The sequence below is a fragment of the Rhizobium sp. BK212 genome (assembly GCF_014197475.1).
Taxonomy (GTDB): Bacteria; Pseudomonadota; Alphaproteobacteria; order Rhizobiales; family Rhizobiaceae; genus Rhizobium; species Rhizobium anhuiense.
Genome location: NZ_JACIFS010000010.1, coordinates 95596 through 118092 on the forward strand (window position 1 = coordinate 95596; position 22497 = coordinate 118092).

The following is a 22497-nucleotide window of genomic DNA, read 5'->3' on the forward strand; positions in this document are numbered from 1 at the left end:
CCATGCTGATCCGCCTTGTCGCCTTCGCCCTCTTCGTGCTGCTTCTCGCCTATGGCTTCTCCTGGCTTGCCGATCGCCCCGGCGATCTCTCGCTGATCTGGGAGGGCCAGATCTACCAGACGAAGCTGATCGTTGCCGCCAGCGCCATCATCGCTCTCATCGCCGCCGTGATGATCGCCTGGTGGTTCGTCCGCCTGGTCTGGACCTCGCCGCATTCGGTGACGCGATATTTCCGCGCCCGCAAGCGCGACCGCGGTTATCAGGCGCTGTCCACGGGCCTGATCGCCGCCGGCGCCGGCAATGCCCTGCTTGCCCGCAAGATGGCCGCCCGCTCGCGCGGCCTCATCCGCGCCGATCAGGAGCCTCTGATCAACCTGCTCGAAGCTCAGGCGGCCCTGATCGAAGGCCGCCATGACGAGGCGCGCGCCAAGTTCGAGGCCATGGCCAACGATCCCGAGACGCGCGAACTCGGCCTGCGCGGCCTTTATCTCGAAGCCCGCCGTCTCGGGGCCAACGAGGCGGCCCGCCAATATGCCGAAAAGGCGGCCGACAACGCGCCCTATCTGCCTTGGGCCGCCCAGGCGACACTCGAATATCGCAGCCAGGCCGGCCGCTGGGACGATGCGATCCGTCTGCTCGAACAGCAGAAGGCTGCCCGCGTCGTCGAAAAGGCCGAAGCCAACCGTCTGCATGCCGTCTTGCTGACGGCGCGCGCCGGCGAGAAGCTGGAAAGCAACCCGGCCGGTGCTCGCGACGACGCCCAGCAGGCGCTGAAGCTCGCCCCCGATTTCATTCCGGCAGCTCTCGTCGCTGCAAAGGCGCTGTTCCGCGAAGGCGGCGTGCGCAAAGCCGCCTCGCTCCTCGAACAGGCCTGGAAATCGGCACCGCATTCGGAGATCGGCCAGGCCTATGTCAGGGCCCGCAGCGGCGATTCCACGCTCGACCGACTGAAGCGTGCCGAGCGGCTGGAAGGGCTGCGCCCGAACAGTGTCGAATCCCTTCTCGTCGTCGCTCAGGCGGCACTCGACGCGCAGGAATTCGCCAAGGCGCGCGCCAAGGCGGAAGCGGCGGCGCGCATGCAGCCCCGTGAAGCCGCCTTCCTGCTCTTGGCCGACATCGAAGAGGCCGAGACCGGCGACCAGGGCCGCGTGCGCCACTGGCTGGCCCAGGCGCTCAAGGCGCCGCGCGATCCGGCCTGGGTGGCGGATGGTTTCGTCTCCGACAAATGGCTGCCGATATCGCCGGTGACCGGCCGTCTCGACGCCTTCGAATGGAAGGCGCCTTTCGGCCAGATCGAAGGTCCGCTCGAAGACGGTTCGACGCCGGCCTCGATCGAAACGGCTCTGAAGACGCTGCCGCCGCTGCGTGACGTCAGGCCGGAAAGCCCCGTCAACGACCATCGCATCATCGAGCTGGAACGCGCTGCGACGATTGCCGAGGCTGTGCGCCCCACGCCGGCACCAGCGCCGGCAAAATCGAAACCCGTCGAACCGGCCGTGAGCGATAAAGCGCCGGCGCCGAATGAGGCAAAACCTTTCTTTGGCGGGTTGCCGGATGATCCCGGCGTTCGCGATCCCAGGGTGGAACCGGAACCCAAGACACGGCTCCGCCTTTTCTGAAATGGAACGAAAACCGCATGTTCGAACGCTTTCAGGCATTCTTCCAAAAGCTCACCGCCGACCACCCGAAGAAAGGATTTGCCCCTGATGATCCGCGCATCGCAGTGGCAGCGCTCTGCATGCAGGTCATGGAGGCCGACGGTCAGATCAAAGCCAGCGAGAAGAAGCGGCTGCGCAAGCTCCTGAAGGAGCAGTATGCCCTCGACGGCAAACAGCTCGATGCTCTGATGGCCGCCGGTCTGGAGGCCGAAAGCACCGCCGTCGATTATTATCGCTTCACCGCCGACCTGAAACGCCATCTCAATACCGAGCAACGGCTGGAGCTGATCGGCATCCTCTGGGACATCGTCTATGCCGATGGCGAACGCAGCGAGATGGAAGACCATGTGATCTGGCGTATCGCCGATCTGCTTGGCGTCTCCTCGCGCGAGCGCATCCAGAAGCGGCAGGAGGCCGCCGCCAGGGTGACGGATGTCCAGGTTGCGCAAGATGATGCCGACTGAGCAGAACCCGAACCGCGACGGGCGCCCGATCCTTATCGTCCTGCATCAGGAGCGATCGAGCCCCGGCCGTGTCGGCCAATTGCTCGTCGAAAAGGGCTACCGCCTCGATATTCGTCGCCCGGTTCTCGGCGAGCCGCTTCCGACGACGCTCGAAGACCATGCCGGCGCCGTGGTCTTCGGCGGGCCGATGAGCGCCAATGATCCCGATGACTTCATCAAGAAGGAGATCGACTGGATCGATATTCCGCTGCGGGAAAAACGCCCCTATCTCGGCATCTGCCTCGGCGCGCAGATGCTGGTGCATCATCTCGGCGGCAAGGTGCAGCCGAATGCCGACGGCTCGACGGAGATCGGCTGGTATCCGCTGCACCCGACCGAGAAGGGCCGGCTGCTGATGCACTGGCCGAGGATGGTCTATCATTTCCATCGCGAGGGTTTCGAACTGCCGCGCGGCGCCGACCTGCTGGCCGAAGGCGATGCCTATCCGAACCAGGCCTTCCGCTACGACGGCAACGCCTGGGGCCTGCAGTTCCATGCCGAGCTCACTCGGGTGATGATGCATCGCTGGGTCGTGCATGGCGCCCATCGCTTCATCCTGCCGAACGCCCAGCAGGGCCGCGAACATCTCGAAGGCCGCATGCTGTTCGACGCGCCGCTGAGAGCCTGGCTGACCGAATTCCTCGACATCGTCTTCGAGGGAAAGGCGGCGAAGGCGACGTCTTCTATCGCTCTTCGCGCATAATCGGTTTCGAAATCGATCCCGACTATGCGGTGGGCGCGTCGAGCGTATCGATCTGCCGCAATTTCGGGAAACTCGAAGCCCAGATCGCCGCCACAGCAAGCGTTCCGATCCCGCCGATAACAACCGCCGGCACAGCACCGAAGATCGATGCCATCGTGCCTGCCCTGAATTCCCCGAGTTCGTTTGAAGCACCGACGAAGACCATGTTGACGGCGTTGACCCGGCCGCGCAGATGATCCGGCGTCCAGAGCGCAATCAGGCTCTCGCGCACATAGACCGACACCATGTCGGCCGCCCCCATCAGCGCCAGCGCCGCGATCGAGACCTCGGTGTTGGTCGACACGCCGAAAATGATCGTTCCAAGGCCGAACAGGGCGACGCCGATGAACATGTAGATGCCGGCGCGGTGTTTGAGCGGGTAGGCGGCCAGGAAGATCGCCATGACGATGGCGCCAAGGCCGGGTGCGGCACGCAACAGCCCGAGCCCCCAGGGACCGAGTGTCAGAATATCACGCGCAAAAATCGGCATCAGCGCCGTCGCGCCGCCGAGCAATACGGCGAAGAGATCGAGTGAGATCGCCCCGAGCACCACCCTTTCGGCGCGGATGAAGCTGAAGCCACCGAGGATCATTGCCCAGTTCTTGGTTTCGCCCGTCGTCTTCTGCTCCGGCTTCGGGATCATGTAGAGAAGGGCCGCACCCAGCACGGAAAAGATCACCGCCACACTATAGGCGGTCGTCGCGCTGACGCCGTAGAGCAGGCCGCCGAGCACCGGCCCGGTGATCGCCGCAAGCTGCCAGGACGACGAATTCCAGGCGATCGCATTGGAAAGAGCCCGCTCCGGCACGAGATTGGGCGCCAGCGACTGCACCGCCGGCGACATGAAGGCACGTTCGATGCCGAAGATCAAAAGGACGGCGAAAACAGGCAGAGGTGTAAAGGTGCCCATGATAGTCATGACCAGCAGCGCCAGTGTGCAGAGCGCGCTCACCAGCGAGCAGAGCGCGGCGATCGCCCGGCGATTATACCGGTCGGCCACCGAGCCGGTGACGAGCATGAGCAGCAGCGACGGCAGGAACTGCACGAGACCGATCAGGCCGAGATAAATCGCCTTGCCCGTCTGGTCGTACATCTGCCAGCCGACGGCAACGCTGACGATCTGCTGCGAGAAGGAAAGCAGGAAGCGCGCGAAGAAGAACCGCGTGTAGGACGAATGCCGAAACGCGGCAAAACGGTCTCCGGTGGGCGCAAACGACATGGATGTTTTCCGAGGAGACGGGCGCCGCAATGGCTGCAGAGCCGCCCGTTAAACATGATTCACCGCGCGTCTCCACACGGCACTTGCTCGTTTAGTCGCCAATGTCTACATGTCTGTCAACAACGAATTTGGAGATGACGATGTTTGCGCTGTTTCAAACCATTGATTTGGCTTTGAATATTTACACCTGGATCCTGATTGGCAGTGCCATTTTTTCTTGGCTCTATGCCTTTAACGTCATCAACTCCAGCAATCAGTTCGTCAATTCGGTCGGCACTTTTCTCTATAACGTCACCGAACCGGCGCTGAAGCCGATCCGCCGCTTTCTGCCGAACCTTGGCGGCATCGACATTTCGCCGATCATCCTGCTGCTGATCATCTTCTTCCTGCGCACCTTGCTCTGGACCACGCTGTACCCGCTGGTCGCTTGAGCCGTCCCTGGCGCCTTTTCGATGACCATCTGCGCCTCGCCGTCCGGCTGACGCCGAATGGCGGGCGTGACGCAATCGATGGCATCGAGGCCGACGGCGAGGGTGAGGCCCTCCTGAAGGCGCGCGTCACATCGGTCCCGGAAAAGGGCAAGGCAAACAAGGCCCTCATCCTGCTGATCGCGCAATCGCTGCGCATTCCCAAATCCAGCGTCAGCTTTGTCTCCGGCGAGACCGCACGCAAAAAAATCCTCCGGATCGACGGCGACCCGGAGGATTTGGCAAGAAAGCTCGAAGCGTTTCTTCGCTGAACGATCAGCCCTTCGTCGTCTTGGCGCGCTCGACGGCTTCGAGGATCAGTTCACCGGCTTCCTTGGAGTCGCCCCAGCCGAAGATTTTCACCCACTTGCCGGGCTCCAGATCCTTATAGTGCTCGAAGAAGTGCTCGATCTGCTTCAGCGTGATCTCGGGAAGATCGGTGTAGTCCTTCACCTTCTCGTAGCGCAGCGTCAGCTTCGGCGACGGCACGGCGATGATCTTCTCGTCCTTGCCGGAATTGTCTTCCATCTTCAGGACACCGATCGGGCGGACATTGATGACGCAGCCGGGAACCAGCGGGCGGGTGCTGGCGATCAGCACATCGATCGGGTCGCCGTCTTCCGACAGCGTGTGCGGCACGAAACCATAATTGCCGGGATAGGTCATCGGCGTATAGAGGAAACGATCGACCACCAGCGTGCCGGCTTCCTTGTCCATCTCATACTTGATGGGATGACCGCCGACCGGAACCTCGACGATAACGTTGACGTCCTCAGGTGGATTATTACCGATGGAAATAGCGTCGATGCGCATAGGAAACTCCCGCGAGGTTGAATTTGTTCGCAGCCAGATAATCAGTTTCATGTGGCAACGCAACATCGCACAGCGCCAATGCTTGACTGCAGCGGCGCACATTCACATCAAAAACTTCCGGTAGGAGGCAGGCGAAGGCCGACTACAGCGCCTCGCGTCTTTCTAGGCGCGCAAAGGACGCCGCAGCGCATGGAATTACCGTTCAGCTCCAGATGAAGCCGATCTTCTTCAATTGCCTGTGGTCGAAACTTTCCATGCCTTCGCAGAAATCGACACCGCCGTGATGGCGGTAGAAGCGGCCGGCGGTCTCGTTTTCCTCGAGGCACCAGACGACCAGCCCGTTGCAGCCCAGCGACTTCAACAGCCGGCGCGCCTCGCCGAACAGCATCCTGCCGAGGCCGATGCCCTGATATTCGGGCCGAAGGTAAAGCTCGTAGATTTCACCCTCCTGCGGCAGAGCGCGGGCGCGGTTCAGGCCAAGCGTCGCATAGCCGGCGACGGTGCCGGCAACATCGAGAACCAGCAGCGTTGCCGGTCCGCGCGTCGCCTTGCGCCACCAGTTTTCGCCGCGCCGCTCGATCATCTGCGTCAGCGCACGATGCGGAATGATGCCCGCATAAGTGTGCTGCCAGGCGAGCCTGTGTGTTTCCGATATGGCGCGGGCATCATGCGGCTCGGCCCGCCGGACATCGATCGACAACGTCTTCATAACGTTTACTCTGGTCCCGCCAGAGGCAATTAACCATATGCGATACCGCATTCCGGTCCATTGCCCACAGACTTAACATGTGGACGATGGTCAAAAGTTAACGCTTTTTTAACGATTGTCACAAGATGGAATCGACGCGGCGCACAACAAAAACCCCGGCGCGAGGGCCGGGGTTTTAAGGACTTCTCTAAACTGCGCCAGGCTCTCAGAGGGCCGCCTTCGACTTTTCGAAACGCTTGCGATCGTTTGCGTCGAGATACATCTTGCGCAGACGAATATTCTTCGGCGTCACTTCCATCAGCTCGTCGTCCTGGATCCAGGAGAGTGCGCGATCAAGCGTCATGCGGATCGGCGGCGTCAGCTTCACCGCTTCGTCCTTGCCGGCGGCGCGGATGTTGGTGAGCTGCTTGCCCTTCAGGACGTTGACTTCAAGGTCGTTGTCGCGCGAATGGATGCCGATGATCATGCCGGCATAGACCTTTTCGCCCGGCTCGATGATCATCGGGCCGCGATCTTCCAGGTTGAACATGGCATAGGCGACGGCTTCGCCGGGAGCGTTGGCGAGCAGCACGCCGTTGACGCGGCCACCGATCACACCCTTGTAGGGCTGGTAGTCGTGGAACAGGCGGTTCATGATCGCCGTGCCGCGCGTATCCGTCAGCAGCTCCGACTGGTAGCCGATCAGGCCGCGGGTCGGTGCGTAGAAACGCAGGCGGAGACGGTTGCCGCCCGACGGACGCAACTCGACCATTTCGGCCTTGCGCTCGGACATCTTCTGCACGACGACGCCGGAATGTTCTTCGTCGACGTCGATGACGACCTCTTCGACCGGCTCCAGAAGCTGGCCGCTTTCATCCTTGTGCATCACGACACGCGGACGCGACACGGCAAGCTCGAAGCCTTCGCGACGCATGGTTTCGATGAGGACGGCGAGCTGAAGTTCGCCGCGGCCGGACACGTAGAACGAATCCTTGCCTTCGGCTTCTTCGATCTTCAGGGCGACGTTGCCCTCTGCTTCCTTGAAGAGGCGGTCGCGGATGACGCGGCTCGTGACCTTGTCGCCTTCGGTGCCCGCCAGCGGGCTATCGTTGACGATGAAGGACATGGTGACGGTCGGCGGATCGATCGGCTGCGCCGGCAGCGGTGCTGTGATCGAAGGATCGCAGAAGGTGTCGGCGACCGTGCCCTTGGAAAGGCCGGCGATCGCAATGATGTCACCTTGATGCGCTTCTTCGATCGGCTGGCGTTCGATGCCGCGGAAGGCGAGGATCTTGGAAATGCGGCCGGTTTCAATCGTCTTGCCGTCGGCGTGGAGAACCTTCACCGCCTGGTTCGGCTTGATGGAACCGGAATTGATGCGGCCGGTGATGATGCGACCGAGGAAGGGGTTGGCTTCGAGGATCGTGCCGATCATCGTAAACGGACCTTCGTGGACGGTCGGCTCCGGAACATGCTTGAGCACCAGGTCGAGAAGCGGGGTAAGACCCTGATCCTTCGGACCTTCTGGATTGACGTTCATCCAGCCGTCGCGGCCCGAACCGTAGAGGATCGGAAAGTCGAGCTGCTCGTCGGTCGCGTCGAGGTTTGCAAAGAGGTCGAAGACTTCGTTGATGACTTCTTCGTGGCGACCGTCCGGACGGTCGATCTTGTTGATCGCGACGATCGGGCGAAGGCCAACCTTCAGCGCCTTGCCGACGACGAATTTCGTCTGCGGCATCGGGCCTTCCGAGGCATCAACGAGAACGATCGCGCCATCCACCATCGAGAGAATGCGCTCGACTTCACCGCCGAAGTCGGCGTGGCCGGGGGTGTCGACGATGTTGATGCGGACACCCTTCCATTCCACCGAGGTCGCCTTGGCGAGAATGGTGATGCCGCGTTCTTTTTCGAGATCGTTCGAGTCCATCACGCGTTCAGCGACACGCTGATTTTCGCGGAACGAGCCGGACTGCTTGAGAAGCTCATCCACCAGGGTCGTTTTGCCATGGTCAACGTGCGCGATGATCGCGATATTGCGAAGTGCCATATGTGAAATCTCTGAGGCTGGGGCGCACGCTCTAGAGGACGCGCCTATTAGTTTGGGGCGTCCATACAGTTTTTTTTGCGTTTGCGAAAGGGGGGAACGCGCAAAAGCTGCGGCAAGGCTTTCGCCCCGCCGCATCACAGCGTGTCATCAAATTGTCTTAGGCGTCGCTGCCTGTCAATTCCTCGAAGGTCGAAAGTCCTTTTTTGACGAGCATCGCATCCGGGCTCGGCAGCTTGCCGCGGAAGGCCTTATAGGCGCCCTCCGGATCGATCGAGCCGCCGACGGAATAGATATTCTCCTTGAGCTTGCGCGCCATCTCGCCATTGAAGGCGTCGCCCGTCTCCTCGAAGGCGGCGAAGGCGTCGGCGTCGAGCACCTCCGACCACATGTAGGAGTAATAGCCGGCCGAATACCCGCCGGAGAAGATGTGCTGGAAGTGCGGCGTCGCGTGGCGCATGACGATAGACTTCGGCATGCCGATCTCGGCCAGCACCTCCGCCTGCACCGCCATCGGGTCCTCGACGGTCGTTCTCGTGTGAAACGCCATATCGACCAACGCCGACGAGGTGAATTCCACGGTATTGAAACCGGCATTGAAGGTTCGCGCGGCCAGCACCTTGTCGAGCAAGGCCTGCGGCATCGGCTCGGCGGTCTCGAAATGCACGGCGTAGCGCTTCAGGATAGCGGGCACCGTCAGCCAGTGCTCATAAAGCTGCGACGGCAGCTCGACGAAATCGCGCGAAACACTGGTGCCGGAAACGGAAGGGTAGGTAACATTCGACAGCATGCCGTGCAGCGCGTGGCCGAATTCGTGGAACAGCGTGCGCGCGTCGTCGAGCGACAACAGCGCCGGCTTGCCTTCCGCCGGCTTGGCGAAGTTGCAGACATTATAGATGATTGGCAATTCGCCGTGGCGGCCGTTCTTCAGCTCAAGCCGGTGCTGCGATTGCAATGAGCTCATCCAGGCGCCGGAACGTTTCGAGCTGCGGGCGAAATAATCGCCGAGGAACAGGGCGACCAGCCGGTCCTCGCGGTCCCTGATTTCGAACACCCTGACGTCAGGATGATAGGCGGCCACACCCTTCTTCTCGACGGCGCGGATGCCGAACAGCCGCCCGGCCACATCGAAGCAGGCCTCGATGATCTTCTCGAGCTGCAGATAGGGCTTGAGTTCGGCCTCGGAGAAATCGAACTTTTGTGTCCGGATCTTTTCGGCATAGTGGCGCCAGTCCCACGGCATCACCTCATGGTTCCGGCCCTCTTCTGATATCAGCGCCGCAATATCGGCCTCCTCCTCGCCGGCGCGTTTCACCGCCCGCGCCCAGACGGCTTTGAGCAGGCCGTTCACCGCCTCCGCTGTCTTCGCCATCGTGTTGTCGAGCTTCAGCTCGGCGAAATTGCCGTAGCCGAGCAGCGTCGCCACCTGATGGCGCAGCGCCAGCGTTTCCTTGATGACGGCGCGGTTGTCCGTCTCCCCGTCATTTTCGCCGCGCGCCACCCACGCCTTGAAAGCCTGCTCGCGCAGATCGCGGCGCTCCGAAAAGGTGAGGAACGGCTCGATGATCGAGCGTGACAGCGTCACCGCATATTTGCCCTCTTCGCCGCGTTCGCGCGCTGCCGCCGCCATCGCATCGCGAAGGAATTCCGGCAGCCCGGCGAGCTCGGCGCCGTCGGAAAGCAGCAGTGCCCAGGCCTTCTCGTCGGCCAGCACGTTCTGGCCGAATTGCGTCCCGAGACCGGCAAGCTTTTCATTGATCGCGGCGAGCTTCTCCTGCTCGGCCTTGTCAAGCTTGGCGCCCGACTTGACGAAGCCTTTCCAGTGGCGTTCCAGCACGCGCGTCTGTTCGAGCGTCAGGCCAAGGCTCTCGCGTCTCTCCCAGAGCGTATCGATGCGGGCAAAGAGCGCGGCATTCATCCCGATCTTCGAATAGTGGCGCGACATTTTCGGCGAGATCTCCCGCTCCAGCGCCTGGATCACATCATTGGTATGGGCGCCCGCCTTGTTCCAGAACAACGCCGAAACGCGCGACAGTGCGTCGCCGGCGATCTCCAGTGCCACGACCGTATTGTCGAAAGTCGGCGCATCGCCGTTTCCGGCGATCTCGTCGATCTCCTTTTCATGCGCAGCAAGGGCCGCTTCAAAGGCGGCGGCAAAGTCGCCGTCATCAACGGCATCGAACCGCGGCAGGCCGTGAAGACCATCCCAGCTTACCAGCGCCGGATTGAAATCATGTGGAGAAGGCATTGGAAAATTCCTTTTTGGCATGCAGGTGGATCGTCAATATAGGAGAGCAACCATGGAATTGGTATGTTGCCCGGGAGGACCTTTTGCCTCGTCCACCAAATCTGGCGAACGCCTGCCAAATCTGGTGGACAAAAGTTGACGCGTGACAATTAACCAATCGTTAACGATTGACGCGAATCACGCGCAAGCGCTAGTTTTCAGGTGTTCTTCTTGTAAGGGGACATGCGCCATGGAAATTTTTTCTGTGCGGTCTTCTCAGAGTTTGCTATTTAAAAACAATCCTAATAACGCAAAAAGTTCGAAGACCTCTGATATTCAAATCGAGACCAAAGCTCCGGCCCCGGCCTCGTTCCAGATCGAAGACAATGTTGACGAAGGGCCTGATTTTACCGCGGTCAGCCCTGGAGAGTTGCGCAACTACGCGCGCCAGAGTTTCGACAGCGGCCTGATCGATCAGAACACCTATGCCGCGATCTCCGAGCCGCTGCCGATGCATGCGATCGATCCGCTCGGCAACGTCATCGATCTCTCCAGCGTCACCGACGGCACCAGCTTCAATTTCCTCGATTATTACAAGAACCAGCTCCAGGTCGCCATGTCGATCGGTGATCCCAACGAGGTTCAGACGCTGAAATCGATCGTCAATTTCCTGGACGGCTGATCAGAGCATGATGCCTGTTCTAGAGCAATTCCAGGAAAAGTGCGAAGCGGTTTTCCGTCCGGAATTGCGTAAAAACAAAAGGATAGAGCGGTTCTGCGTTTCCGTTAAAAGCTGAACCGCGCTAGGTCAGGCCTTGCGCCAGCCGAGCAGGCCGGGTGTGGCATGCCAGAGCGCCTGGGCTGCAAATCCCATGAAGAGTACACCGGAGCAGCGCACGATCAGCCGCTCATGGGCGCGGTAGAAGCGGCGGACCGCGCCTGCGCCGATGACGCCGATCAGGATGATATCGGCAGTCACGAAACCGACGAACGATACGCCGAGAAGCACCGGCAACGCCTCGAAATCAAGCGCGCCGGCCGAGCCTGCGACCAGCGCCGTGAAGGTCGCGAGCGCCACCGGATAACCCTTCGGATTGGTGACGCCGAAGATCAGACCGCGGCGAAACGGCCGCTCGACCACAACAAGCGCCTGCCCTTCGGCTTTCGGCTTGGCATTGACGGCACTCCAGCCGATCCAGGCGAGATAGAAACCGCAGGCAAGGCCGAGCAGATCGAAGACGAAGGTTCCGATCGTCTTGGCCCCGACGATCGCGATCAGCGCCAGCGACGACCAGATGATATCCCCGACCAGATGCCCCATCATGAAGAAGGCGCCGGCCTTGCGGCCCTGCCCGGCGCCGATGCCGAGCAGTTGGAGGAAAGCCGGTCCCGGAATGAGCACATAAAAGAGCGCCGCCAGAAAGGCGCCGAAGAGCAAGGACTGCGTCATGGAAATGCTCCGGAGAATGATCACAGCAGACTAGGCGATCGCGGGCATCCGTCAAGGGTGGTGCACTGCCATGACAAGTGGGATCAGGTAGCAAACGCTATCGGAGGCGGCTTTCAGCCCGAGGCGGACATCTGGTCGTTGAAGGATGCGGCTGCTTTGCGTCTTCATTTCGGTCGTTCGGAACGTTTGACTTGGGTTGCACTAAGCGGACGTTCGGTGCGCTTGATTGTCAATGCTGGACAGCCTGGTCTTGTCGGAAGTCCGGTGCGGCCTGCCGCCATAGCGTCGCGGAATCGTCGGTTGCTCTAATTCAACAAGCAACGTGTCACCGGAGTGATTCCAGGCGTTGCCTGAAGCGCTCCCGTGCCGCCGGGTGAATAGAACGTAATTCCCTCTCGACCATTCCGACAGCTTTATCGACCTGACCACCTAAGGCCAGTTGGAACAGCTCCGCCTTCTTTCGTTCATTTGCTTGTTCATCGAATTTCCGGGAATCGAACAGAATAATAGCTTCTTTGATCATATCCGCCGACCTCATCGATGCACCAAGCTCCATCTTAGCCAAGAGGGGATAGGGTGAACCTTTGAAAAGTTCGATGGCATCATTGATGATGCTCATAGCCGCAGCGTCATCGCCCTTTACGTAGTACTCATATCTAGCCTTCATGCATGCCTCAACCTCATGGCCCTTCTCGCTCGAAATTCGAGCAATAGATTGTAGTGTATCCTTCATTTCGGAGATTAATAAGGCTTCACCGCCCAAAGATATCTTATACTTGTTCAGCAACACCTCGAAGTATGCTTGGACACTTATTGGGTTGGACGGAAAATCATGATAACTACCCTTCGCCAAATTAAAGGCCTGGTCATAATTTTCGGTAATATTATATATCAGTACAAGCTCACGCTTGGAGTTTTCTTCCCACCTTTGCTCCCCCATGGCAGACTCAAACCGCGGAATAGCATCGTCGTAACGTCCCATCCTTCTATAATAAAAACCAAGAACATAATCATGTTCTTTGCCCCGTATTTTCTGCACCTCCGAAAGAAACCTTGCGTCCCTCCTTCTGGCAAGAGCCATACAGTAATAGTGGGTAATTTGACCCCTGATGTAATCCTCATAGTTGCTTTTACTCAAAACTCTTTCAGCTAGATCTATTACGTCGCTGTACTTTTTATTCTTGTAGTTCTGAGAAATTGCGTTCAAAAAGTGCGCAGGAATGAGCAGTCGTTCCGGCACTGGCCGTCCTTCGAGGAGGGCCATCCGAATGGCGACTGCCTTCTCGGAGTAGTCGAAGTTATCGGCAGTCTCCCTAGAGTTGAACAGCGCTTTGGACACTGACGCAATTGCCTTCGAATAGCTCTCCGGAATGCTTACGCTTCCTCGCGCAACGTAATCGCGTATGACGTCGTTCAACCGGACGTACTCTCCGAGCGTCCCGATGCCCTGGCAAATCCCGTGTTCGATAAACTCGTTTATAGCTGGAAGTAGATCGAGCGACATCTCCTCGCTCAACTTTGAAATGAAGTCCAATGAAACGAATTCGAACCAGCTCAGGAACGTCAATAGCTCGAATTTGGCGTCGTCGTCGCGATATCCCTCTACGTATAAGCTGGCCTTCAATCGTGCAAAATCGACGATCTCGCTCGATCGGGTCGTTGCGCCATGTATTCCCTCATCTCGGATAATCTCCCCAGCGTAGATCGCTTGCTCAGGGTATCCGTTCAAGATGTTCCGAAAGAAATGCAATTCAGATGTATTTACATCGGAGACGCCTTCCACGTCTCTCAGGTATCGAACGAGTAGTCCCAAACGTTCCGTATCACTCAGTTCGGGGACCTTGAGATGATAGAGTCGATCGTTCTTTCTGTAGGTTGCTGCCTGAGGGCTTGTCCCAGACGCAATACAGAAGTAAGTCCGATTTTGAGGGAGATTGTCGCACAAAGCTACGAACCAGTCCGCGTAAATTCCGCCGAATTGCACAATGCAACGCCAATCATCGATAAGTAATACTTCGTTTTGCTGCCCAAGTTCCGTTGCCAACTTGGCCAAAATGTTAATCTTCTCCTCCAAGTTCAGTGCCGAAAGGTCAAGGCTTGCATCAAACTCTCCCGAAAATCCGAGATCTAGGACTTTGCTCAAGAATCCGTCTATACCGTCCTCGTAACGAATCGAAATAACTATGGGTTGATGGTAGTCGTCGATCTTGTTTGCTTTCCTGAGTGCTTCGATAAGAAATTTCTTCCTGCCGATTTCCCGCAAGCCCGATGCCACCACAGCGCAAGGAAGGGGCTTTTCATAATCGTCCATTCTCGCTTCGAAAGCTTTGAGCTGGTCATTTCGCCCAACAAAGAGACGTCTTGCCCTGAGGGACTTTGGGTTACTGTCGATTGACAACTTGCTAAAAGCCGCGTTGATGATGCGAAAAGCGGCATTTGGACGTGGGACCACGCGCAAGTTGTAGTTCTCGCGAATCCAATCTGGGATTCGGTCGTCTCGATATGTAATCTTGCGATCTATTATCAGCGGCAGGATTTGTTTCAGCTTTCCCGAGTCGAGGAGACGCTTGCTGTTGACGATCTCCGTCTTAACCCAATCGGAATTCAACGCTGAATCGGAAATCAAGAGGACGAAGAGATCGGTCCGATTGAGATTTTTCATTATCTCATCAACGGTCTTCATTCCCGTCTCGAACGTATAAGCGTCATAGATCGCGCGGTCTCCGAATTTCTCAGCGAGGACCGATACATACCCCCCCTTGTCAGCACTGCTGTGGGAAAGAAAACAATGCATTACCGACGCCCCTCCAACCTGTAAAATGGCTACCGTAAGATGTATCACCTGCTAGCGAGATACTTCAACAGGGCAACTCATTATGCCTTGTCGATAAAGCGGGTTTCAGATGTGTATAAGGGTGGTCCCACGACTGCCATATTGCGGGGCAATCCTGGCACCAGACAATTAGGCAGAAGCGGAATCCTTTATGTCACGCGGGTGGGCAGGGTAGAAAGCTCCTGGCGCGACATCTTGAGCAATATGGCAATGGAGATCGGGGGGGCATTTCAGTATGCTTCACTTGAGGAATGTCCGTTGAGATCTCGCTGTCACCTAAACCTATCGGTCTCCTCCCGGCCCCGAAGCGGTCTTCTATCCAAGCCGAGCCGATATCCGTTGCTGGTGCAATCCGGCCATCCAGAACGTTCTAAGAGTTTGGTGGCGTTTGCCACCTCACTCCACGAAAAAGCCCGCGCGGCAAGGCCGGCGGGCTCTTATCCAATTCAAAACAGAACCGTGATTACTTCACGAGGTTGCGCTTGGCGAGCGTGCGCAGGCGCAGCGCGTTGAGCTTGATGAAACCGGCCGCATCCTTCTGGTCGTAGGCGCCCTGATCGTCCTCGAAAGTGACAAGCTTGTCGGAATAGAGCGACTTTTCGCTCTCGCGGCCGGTGACCATGACGTTGCCCTTGTAGAGCTTCAGCGTCACTTCGCCTTCGACATGCTCCTGGCTCTTGTCGATCAGCGCCTGCAGCATCTCGCGCTCCGGCGAGAACCAGAAGCCGTAATAGATCAGCTCGGCGTAGCGCGGCATGATCTCGTCCTTGAGATGGGCGGCACCCCGGTCGAGCGTGATCGATTCGACGGCGCGATGCGCCGCGAGCAGGATCGTGCCACCTGGCGTTTCGTAGACGCCGCGCGACTTCATGCCGACGAAGCGGTTCTCGACGAGGTCGAGACGGCCGATGCCGTTGTCGCGGCCGTAATTGTTGAGCGTCGCGAGCAGCGTTGCCGGCGACATCTCGACACCGTTGATCGAGACCGCATCGCCCTTGCGGAATCCGACCTTGATGGTGGTCGCCTTGTCGGGCGCAGCCTCAGGCGAGATCGTGCGCATATGCACATATTCCGGCGCCTCCTGGGCGGGGTCCTCGAGAACCTTGCCCTCGGAAGAGGAATGCAGAAGGTTGGCGTCGACGGAGAACGGCGCTTCGCCCTTCTTGTCCTTGGCAACCGGGATCTGATGCTGTTCGGCGAAGGCGAGCAGGTCGGTGCGGCTCTTGAAGGCCCAGTCGCGCCATGGCGCGATGATCTTGATATCGGGGTTCAGGGCATAGGCGGACAGTTCGAAACGAACCTGGTCGTTGCCCTTGCCGGTGGCGCCGTGGGCAATCGCGTCCGCGCCCGTCTTGCGGGCGATGTCGATCAGATGCTTGGAAATCAAAGGACGGGCGATCGAGGTGCCGAGCAGATAGACGCCCTCGTAGACGGCATTGGCGCGGAACATCGGGAAGACGAAATCGCGCACGAATTCCTCGCGCACGTCCTCGATGTAGATCTCCTTGATGCCGAGCATCTCGGCCTTCTTGCGCGCCGGCTCCAGCTCTTCGCCCTGGCCGAGATCGGCGGTGAAGGTGACGACTTCGGCGCCGAGCTCCGTCTGCAGCCACTTCAGGATGATCGAGGTGTCGAGGCCGCCGGAATAGGCGAGCACGACTTTCTTCACGTCTTTGTATGATGCCATGATGATGAGGTCCGTTGCATAATAGGCCGGCGAAAACCCGGTATCGCGGCACTTTTAGCGAGATTGGCGCGTGACGCAAGGCCAAGTGCGACAGCGACCGTGCCGATACCGTTTGACAGCGCGAAAGTGGAGCCCATATTCGCCAGCGTCCGCAAATGCTCGAGGAGAGGCTGCCCCGTGACGAATATTCAAGACATTTTCAAGAAGTCCAATGTTGCCGTCATCACCGGCGGCGCTTCCGGCATCGGCCTTGCCGCGGCGAAATATTTCGCCGCACGCCGCATGAGCGTCGCCATCGCCGATCTCGGCGGCGACCGGCTGGCCGCGGCCGCCGACGAACTCAAGGCCATTGCCGGCGAGGAAAATGTGATGGCGGTCGAGACCGACGTCGCCGTCAAGGAATCCCTGGAAGCGCTCGAACGCGCCGTGCTCCAGCGTTTCGGCCGTGTGCACGTGCTGATGAACAATGCCGGCATCGGCCCGGAAACCTCGATCTTCAGCCCGCAGGCGAACTGGGACCATATCTTCGCCGTCAACCTGATGGGCGTGATCAACGGTACGCGCACCTTCGGCCCGAAGATGCTGTCGCATGGCGAGCCCGGCCTGATCATCAACACCGGCTCCAAGCAGGGCATCACCACGCCGCCCGGCAACCCCGCCTACAATATCTCCAAGGCGGGTGTGAAGGTCTTCACCGAAGCCTTGCAGCATGAGCTTCGCAATACCGAAGGCGGAAAGATCTCCGCCCATCTTCTGATCCCCGGCTTCGTCTTCACCGGCCTCACCAAGGGCGACCGCGCGGAAAAACCGGCCGCCGCCTGGACACCGGAGCAGACGGTCGATTTCATGGTCGAAAGCCTCGAACGCGGTGATTTCTATATTCTCTGCCCCGACAATGACGTGGCGCGTCCGGTCGACGAACGCCGGATGGCCTGGGCCGCCGGCGACATCATCGAGAACCGTCCGCCGCTGTCGCGCTGGCACAAGGACTACGCCGACAAATTCAAAGCCTTCCTCGAACAGAAGTGATCGGCGCCATCATCAGGTTTGATTGGTAATTTTCCGAAAGCCGGGTAAGAGATCGTCAGGTCTTTCCCGGCTTTCAGAGAGTGCCATGGATTTCCTGCCCAGCCTACCGACCCTTCTCGCCTTTGCCGCCGCGACGCTGCTGCTCGCGGCGACCCCGGGCCCCGACATGACGCTGTCGATCAGCCGTGCGCTCGCCCAGGGCAAGAAGGCAGCCCTCTTCGTCGTCGTCGGCACCAGCCTCGGCATCGTCGTCCACACCATGCTGGTCGCTTTCGGCATTTCGGCGCTGATCACCGCCTCGCCGACCGCTTTCCTGATCCTGAAGACCGGCGGCGCCGCCTATCTGTTCTGGCTGGCGGTGCAGGCGATCCGCTTCGGCTCCAAGCTTACGGTCGCCAAGGTCGAGGAGCAGAAGGGCACGGCACTTTCCAACATCTCGTCGGGCTTCTGGGTCAATCTCCTGAACCCCAAGGTCATCATCTTCTTCATGACCTTCCTGCCGCAATTCGTCAGCGCCGGCGATCCGGCCGTCACGCACAAGCTGCTTTTCCTCGGGCTTTGCTTCATCCTGATCGGCATGCCGGTCAATGCCAGCGTGGTCTTTGCCGCCGACTGGCTGGCCTCATGGTTGCAGAGCAACAAGAAAGTGCTGCGTGGCATGGACTACACCTTCGCGGGCGTCTTCTCGATCTTCGCCGCCAAGATCCTGCTCACCCAGGCGAAATAATCAGCGGTCGGGTACCGAACCGCCGCGGTCGGCTCAGCCGATCAGCACGCTGTCAGTGTTAGCCGATCAGCAGCGCATCGTCATCCAACGTCTGGCCGCGCATCTTGCGGAACATGGCGATCAGGTCCTCGACCTGCAGGTTCTTCCTGTTGTCGCCCGCGACATCGAGAACGATCTCGCCGCCATGCAGCATGATCGTGCGGTGGCCGTAATCCAGCGCCTGGCGCATGGAATGCGTCACCATCATCGTCGTCAGCTTGCGTTCGGCGACGATCTTCTGCGTGAGGTTCATCACGAACTCAGCCATGCCGGGGTCGAGTGCCGCCGTATGTTCGTCGAGCAGCAGCACTTCCGATCCCGCAAGCGTCGCCATGACGAGCGAAACGGCCTGCCGTTGGCCACCGGAGAGAAGATCCATACGGTCCTTCAACCGGTTCTCCAGCCCAAGATTGAGCTCGGCGATCCGTTCCTTGAAATAGTCGCGCCTGACACCCCCGAGCGCCGATGCCAGCCCGCGCTTCTCGCCGCGCCGGGCAGCCAGAGCAAGGTTCTCCTCGATCGACAATGCGCCGCAGCTTCCCGTCAGCGGATCCTGGAAGACGCGTGCCACCAGGCCGGCACGCGCCGCGGTCGACTTGCGCGTCACGTCGCTCTTGCCGATCAGCACCTGCCCTTCGCTCGGAATGACGTCGCCGGCGAGCACGCCGAGCAATGTCGATTTGCCGGCGCCGTTGGAGCCGATGACGGTGACGAAGGAGCCATGCTCGATGGTCAGGCTGACGCCGTTCAACGCCTGTTTCTGCAGGGGCGTGCCGCGCCCGAAAACAACTTTGATGTCCTTGACGCTGATCACGATGCGGCACCTCCGCGAAGACGGGGAAGGATGAGCGCCACGGTCACCAGCACGGCCGTCACGAAATTGAGGTCGGACGCCTGCAGACCGATGACGTCACTGGAAAGCGCCAGCTGGATCGCGATGCGATAGAGGATCGACCCGAGCACGCAACCGACGAGCGCGATCAACAGACCTCGCCGCCCGAGCAGCGTCTCGCCGATGATGACGGCGGCAAGCCCGACGACGATCGTGCCGACGCCCGAGGTGACGTCGGCAAAGCCGTTCGTCTGGGCAAACAGCGCGCCGCCGAGCGCCACCAGCGCATTGGAGATCGCCATGCCGAGATAGATCTGCCGGCTGGTATCGACGCCTTGGGCGCGGGCCATCCTTGCATTGGCGCCAGTCGCCCGCATCGCCAGCCCGGCATCGCTTTCCAGGAAACGCCAGACCAGGATGAGCGCGATGACGACCAGAACGCCGACAAAGAGCGGCCGCACGTAGAAATCGCGAAGGCCGTGGCCGAAGAACGGGCTGATCATCGTATCGGCATTGATGAGGGCGACATTGGGTTTGCCCATCACCCGGAGATTGACGGAAAACAGCGCGATCATCGTCAGGATCGAGGCGAGCAGGTTGAGGATCTTGAAGCGCACGTTGAGCAGCGCCGTCACCATGCCCGCGCCGGCGCCGGCCGCCATGGCGACCAGCGCCGCAAGCCAGGCATTGACGCCTGATATGATCAGCACGGCCGTGACCGCCGCGCCAAGCGGAAAGGAGCCATCGACCGTCAGGTCGGGAAAGTCGAGAACGCGAAAGGCGAGATAGACGCCGAGAGCGACGAAAGAATAGACCAGGCCGAGCTCGACGGCCCCCCAGAATGCGATTTGGCTCAAGGCTTTCAGCCCCTTTTTTTGTCCGTTCCGCCCGTCGCGAAACCGCAGCTTTTTAATACGAAGAACCGCCCCCGTGCAAACGGGAGCGGCTGTATCCAACTAAACGTTGAAGTGACGGCCGATTATTCAATGACCTTATTGGCGCGCGAAAGCACGCTCTCAGGCAGGGTGACGCCCATCTTCTGAGCTGCCGCCTTGTTGACGACGAGGTCGCTGCCGGCAGCGGTCTTGACCGCGATGTCGCCAGGGTTTTCGCCCTTCAGCACGCGCACGACGATCTCGCCGGTCTGCTTGCCGACATCGTAATAGTTGAAGCCGAGGGCGGCGATCGAACCGCGCGAAACCGAGTCCGTATCGGCGGTGAAGAGCGGCAGCTTGCTCTCCTCGGCAACGGCGACGGCGCCTTCGAGCGCGGAGATGATGGTGTTGTCGGTCGGGATGTAGATCGCATCGGCACGGCCGACGAGCGCGCGTGCTGCACCCTGAACCTCGGCCGACTTGGTGGCGGCTGATTCCACCACCTTCAGGCCGGCCTTTTCGGCTTCAGCCTTTAATACGGCCAGCAGCGAAACGGAATTCGCCTCGCCGGAATTGTAGAGATAGCCGATGGTTTTCACATCAGGCAGGATTTCCTTGATCAGCGCCAGATGCTCGGCGACCGGCGACATGTCGGAAAGGCCGGTGACATTGCCGCCGGGCTTGTCCATGTTCTTGACCAGCTGGGCGCCGAGCGGATCGGAGACTGCCGTGAAGACGACGGGAATGTCGCGCGTCGAAGAGACGACCGCCTGGGCCGAGGGCGTCGAAATCGGCACGATGACATTGGGCTCGTCGCCGGCGAACTGGCGGGCGATCTGGGCAGCGGTGGCCGGATTGCCCTGCGCCGATTCGAACACGAATTTCAGGTTCTCGCCCTCTTTGTAGCCCGCGGCCGTCAACGCATCGAGAACGCCCTTGCGCGCTGCGTCAAGCGCCGGATGCTCGACGATCGCCGTCACGGCGACGGTGACGTCGTCCGCCTTTGCGGGCAGGGAAAGGGCCAAACTGGCGGCAAGAGCGAGCAGAATCGGGCGCATTTGTATCCTCCTGAATGATTTTGGCGGCACTATTAGAAAAAGCGCATGCTTAAATCAATGCAGGAGAATTGTAGCGAGGATCAAACTTGCTGATCAGTCGTCGGCGCCGTGATTGGCGATCATCATCGCCTCGAAGGCCAGACGTTCGGTCTTGCGCATGCGTTCGGATTCCGATTTCAGCTGGCCGCAGGCGGCAAGAATGTCGCGGCCGCGCGGCGTGCGGATCGGCGAAGCATAACCTGCCGAGTTGATGAAATCGGCGAATTTCTCGATCTGCTCCCAGTCCGAACACTGGTAATTGGTGCCGGGCCAGGGATTGAACGGGATGAGGTTGATCTTCGCCGGCACGCCCTTCAAGAGCTTGATCAGCCCCTTGGCGTCTTCCAGGCTGTCGTTGACGTCCTTCAGCATCACATATTCGAAGGTGATGCGCCGCGCGTTCGAAAGACCGGGATAGGCCCGGCAGGCTTCGATCAGTTCCTTCAGCGGGTACTTCTTGTTGATCGGCACCAGAATGTCGCGCAGATCGTCGCGCACCGCATGCAGCGAGATTGCCAGCATGACGCCGATCTCTTCGCCGGTGCGGAAGATCTCCGGCACGACGCCGGAGGTGGACAGCGTCACGCGGCGCCTGGACAGCGACAAACCATCGCCATCCGTGGCGATCAGCAATGCCTGCTTGACGGCATCGAAGTTATAGAGCGGCTCGCCCATGCCCATCATGACGATGTTGCTGACCTTGCGGCCCTCGGCGGGCATGATCGTACCCTGCGGCGCTTCACGATCCGGGAAGTCTCCCAGCCGGTCGCGGGCAAGCAGCAGCTGGGAAAGAATTTCCTCCGCCGTCAGGTTGCGCACCAGACGCTGTGTGCCGGTATGACAGAAGGAACAGGTGAGCGTGCAGCCGACCTGGCTGGAGATACAGAGCGTGCCGCGGCCCTCTTCCGGAATGTAGACGGCCTCGATCTCGACGGGACGCCCGGCACCGCGGGCGGGAAAGCGCAGCAGCCATTTGCGCGTGCCGTCATTGGAGACCTGTTCCTCGACGATCTCGGGACGTGCGATGGTGAAATGCTGCTTCAGCATCTCACGCATGTCCTTGGCGACATTGGTCATATGGTCGAAATCGGAGACGCCGCGCACATAGATCCAGTTCCAGAGCTGCGAGACGCGCATCTTGATTTGCTTCTCAGCCACCCCTTTTTCCCGGAGTGCCGCCGCCATCTCTTCACGCGACAGCCCGATCAACGACGGCTTCTCGAGGCTGGCGGACATGCGCGCCTGCGGCTTGGTCACATCTATCGCATCCATGACGGACATAGGCATTCATCCCGAATTCGAACACGTAACCGCCCCGCAAGCCCTGCGAACTTCAGGACTAAGCCGGAAGACTGGCGGGTGCATGACGGCACATTGGCAGAAATTGAATGGCGGAACGGCGACTGAAATCGCGATCTGTCCGCTGTTGCGCGCCCTTTAGCATCATTTTGCCCGCGCGTCACTATCAAGCATGTCGCGCAAAAGGGTGCAGCGGTTTTGCGACGACGACATGCTAAAATCAAAGACCTAAAGCGCGGCAGGCAGATCTGAAAGATCGCCGCGCTTT

General features: G+C 59.7%; 20 protein-coding genes. 8 read left to right on the forward strand and 12 right to left on the reverse strand.

Features of this window, described 5'->3' with window-relative positions; genetic code table 11:
• Window positions 1-2 precede the first annotated feature (2 nt).
• From FHT79_RS26345 to FHT79_RS26355, 3 genes are read left to right on the forward strand one after another with little or no spacing between them, the layout of a single operon-like run.
• Window positions 3-1619, forward strand: coding sequence for a heme biosynthesis protein HemY (locus tag FHT79_RS26345; protein ID WP_028757787.1), 1617 nt, complete (start codon window positions 3-5; stop codon window positions 1617-1619).
• Window positions 1620-1636: 17 nt separating this feature from the next.
• Window positions 1637-2122, forward strand: a complete 486-nt coding sequence (locus FHT79_RS26350) for a TerB family tellurite resistance protein (protein WP_028757788.1) — start codon at window positions 1637-1639, stop codon at window positions 2120-2122.
• On the forward strand, window positions 2091-2864 hold the full coding sequence (locus FHT79_RS26355) for a glutamine amidotransferase (protein WP_049816496.1): 774 nt from the start codon (window positions 2091-2093) through the stop codon (window positions 2862-2864). The genes FHT79_RS26350 and FHT79_RS26355 overlap by 32 nt, the downstream gene beginning before the upstream one ends.
• A gap of 22 nt (window positions 2865-2886) precedes the next feature.
• Here FHT79_RS26355 and FHT79_RS26360 read toward each other — a convergent pair whose 3' ends face one another.
• Window positions 2887-4122 carry an MFS transporter gene (locus FHT79_RS26360; protein WP_132574325.1) on the reverse strand — a complete coding sequence of 412 codons (1236 nt, stop codon included), beginning with the start codon at window positions 4120-4122 and terminating at the stop codon, window positions 2887-2889.
• A gap of 140 nt (window positions 4123-4262) precedes the next feature.
• Here FHT79_RS26360 and FHT79_RS26365 point away from each other — a divergent pair, with 140 nt between their 5' ends.
• Together FHT79_RS26365 and FHT79_RS26370 are read left to right on the forward strand one after the other, a co-directional pair.
• Window positions 4263-4553 carry a YggT family protein gene (locus FHT79_RS26365; RefSeq protein ID WP_028757791.1) on the forward strand — a complete coding sequence of 97 codons (291 nt, stop codon included), beginning with the start codon at window positions 4263-4265 and terminating at the stop codon, window positions 4551-4553.
• Window positions 4550-4861 (forward strand): DUF167 domain-containing protein, encoded by a 312-nt coding sequence (locus FHT79_RS26370; RefSeq protein ID WP_028757792.1) that lies wholly within the window; start codon window positions 4550-4552, stop codon window positions 4859-4861. The genes FHT79_RS26365 and FHT79_RS26370 overlap by 4 nt, the downstream gene beginning before the upstream one ends.
• A gap of 4 nt (window positions 4862-4865) precedes the next feature.
• On the opposite strand, the gene ppa is transcribed toward FHT79_RS26370, so the two are convergent.
• From ppa to FHT79_RS26390, 4 genes are all read right to left on the reverse strand, one after another.
• The gene (ppa, locus tag FHT79_RS26375) at window positions 4866-5402 is read right to left on the reverse strand and encodes an inorganic diphosphatase (RefSeq protein ID WP_028757793.1); all 537 of its coding nucleotides are present in this window, start codon (window positions 5400-5402) and stop codon (window positions 4866-4868) included.
• A gap of 202 nt (window positions 5403-5604) precedes the next feature.
• Complete coding sequence (locus tag FHT79_RS26380) at window positions 5605-6111, reverse strand: GNAT family N-acetyltransferase (protein WP_028757794.1); 507 nt, start codon at window positions 6109-6111, stop codon at window positions 5605-5607.
• A 205-nt stretch (window positions 6112-6316) separates the two neighbouring features.
• Window positions 6317-8137: a translational GTPase TypA gene (gene typA, locus FHT79_RS26385; protein ID WP_018243938.1), complete on the reverse strand. Its 1821-nt coding sequence runs from the start codon at window positions 8135-8137 to the stop codon at window positions 6317-6319.
• A gap of 157 nt (window positions 8138-8294) precedes the next feature.
• Window positions 8295-10382, reverse strand: coding sequence for a M3 family metallopeptidase (locus tag FHT79_RS26390; protein WP_028757795.1), 2088 nt, complete (start codon window positions 10380-10382; stop codon window positions 8295-8297).
• Window positions 10383-10611: 229 nt separating this feature from the next.
• Here FHT79_RS26390 and FHT79_RS26395 point away from each other — a divergent pair, with 229 nt between their 5' ends.
• Window positions 10612-11043: a hypothetical protein gene (locus FHT79_RS26395; protein WP_028757796.1), complete on the forward strand. Its 432-nt coding sequence runs from the start codon at window positions 10612-10614 to the stop codon at window positions 11041-11043.
• 126 nt (window positions 11044-11169) lie between these two features.
• Here FHT79_RS26395 and FHT79_RS26400 read toward each other — a convergent pair whose 3' ends face one another.
• The 3 genes from FHT79_RS26400 to FHT79_RS26410 form a co-directional block, all read right to left on the reverse strand.
• A complete protein-coding gene (locus FHT79_RS26400; protein WP_028757797.1) occupies window positions 11170-11811 on the reverse strand; it encodes a LysE family translocator in 642 nt (213 codons plus the stop codon).
• Between the two features lie 325 nt (window positions 11812-12136).
• Window positions 12137-14605 carry a toll/interleukin-1 receptor domain-containing protein gene (locus FHT79_RS26405; protein ID WP_183904482.1) on the reverse strand — a complete coding sequence of 823 codons (2469 nt, stop codon included), beginning with the start codon at window positions 14603-14605 and terminating at the stop codon, window positions 12137-12139.
• 502 nt (window positions 14606-15107) lie between these two features.
• A complete protein-coding gene (locus FHT79_RS26410) occupies window positions 15108-16331 on the reverse strand; it encodes an argininosuccinate synthase (RefSeq protein WP_028758056.1) in 1224 nt (407 codons plus the stop codon).
• Between the two features lie 177 nt (window positions 16332-16508).
• On the opposite strand from FHT79_RS26410, the gene FHT79_RS26415 reads away from it, so the two are divergent.
• Together FHT79_RS26415 and FHT79_RS26420 are read left to right on the forward strand one after the other, a co-directional pair.
• Window positions 16509-17360 (forward strand): SDR family NAD(P)-dependent oxidoreductase, encoded by an 852-nt coding sequence (locus tag FHT79_RS26415; protein ID WP_028758055.1) that lies wholly within the window; start codon window positions 16509-16511, stop codon window positions 17358-17360.
• Window positions 17361-17445: 85 nt separating this feature from the next.
• Window positions 17446-18087 carry a LysE family translocator gene (locus FHT79_RS26420; protein WP_028756603.1) on the forward strand — a complete coding sequence of 214 codons (642 nt, stop codon included), beginning with the start codon at window positions 17446-17448 and terminating at the stop codon, window positions 18085-18087.
• Between the two features lie 58 nt (window positions 18088-18145).
• Here FHT79_RS26420 and FHT79_RS26425 read toward each other — a convergent pair whose 3' ends face one another.
• From FHT79_RS26425 to rlmN, 4 genes are all read right to left on the reverse strand, one after another.
• Complete coding sequence (locus FHT79_RS26425; RefSeq protein WP_028758053.1) at window positions 18146-18940, reverse strand: ABC transporter ATP-binding protein; 795 nt, start codon at window positions 18938-18940, stop codon at window positions 18146-18148.
• Window positions 18937-19815 carry an ABC transporter permease gene (locus FHT79_RS26430; protein ID WP_028758052.1) on the reverse strand — a complete coding sequence of 293 codons (879 nt, stop codon included), beginning with the start codon at window positions 19813-19815 and terminating at the stop codon, window positions 18937-18939. The genes FHT79_RS26425 and FHT79_RS26430 overlap by 4 nt, the downstream gene beginning before the upstream one ends.
• Before the next feature lie 122 nt (window positions 19816-19937).
• The gene (locus tag FHT79_RS26435) at window positions 19938-20891 is read right to left on the reverse strand and encodes an ABC transporter substrate-binding protein (RefSeq protein ID WP_028758051.1); all 954 of its coding nucleotides are present in this window, start codon (window positions 20889-20891) and stop codon (window positions 19938-19940) included.
• A gap of 93 nt (window positions 20892-20984) precedes the next feature.
• The gene (gene rlmN, locus FHT79_RS26440; RefSeq protein WP_028758050.1) at window positions 20985-22211 is read right to left on the reverse strand and encodes a 23S rRNA (adenine(2503)-C(2))-methyltransferase RlmN; all 1227 of its coding nucleotides are present in this window, start codon (window positions 22209-22211) and stop codon (window positions 20985-20987) included.
• Window positions 22212-22497: the final 286 nt, after the last annotated feature.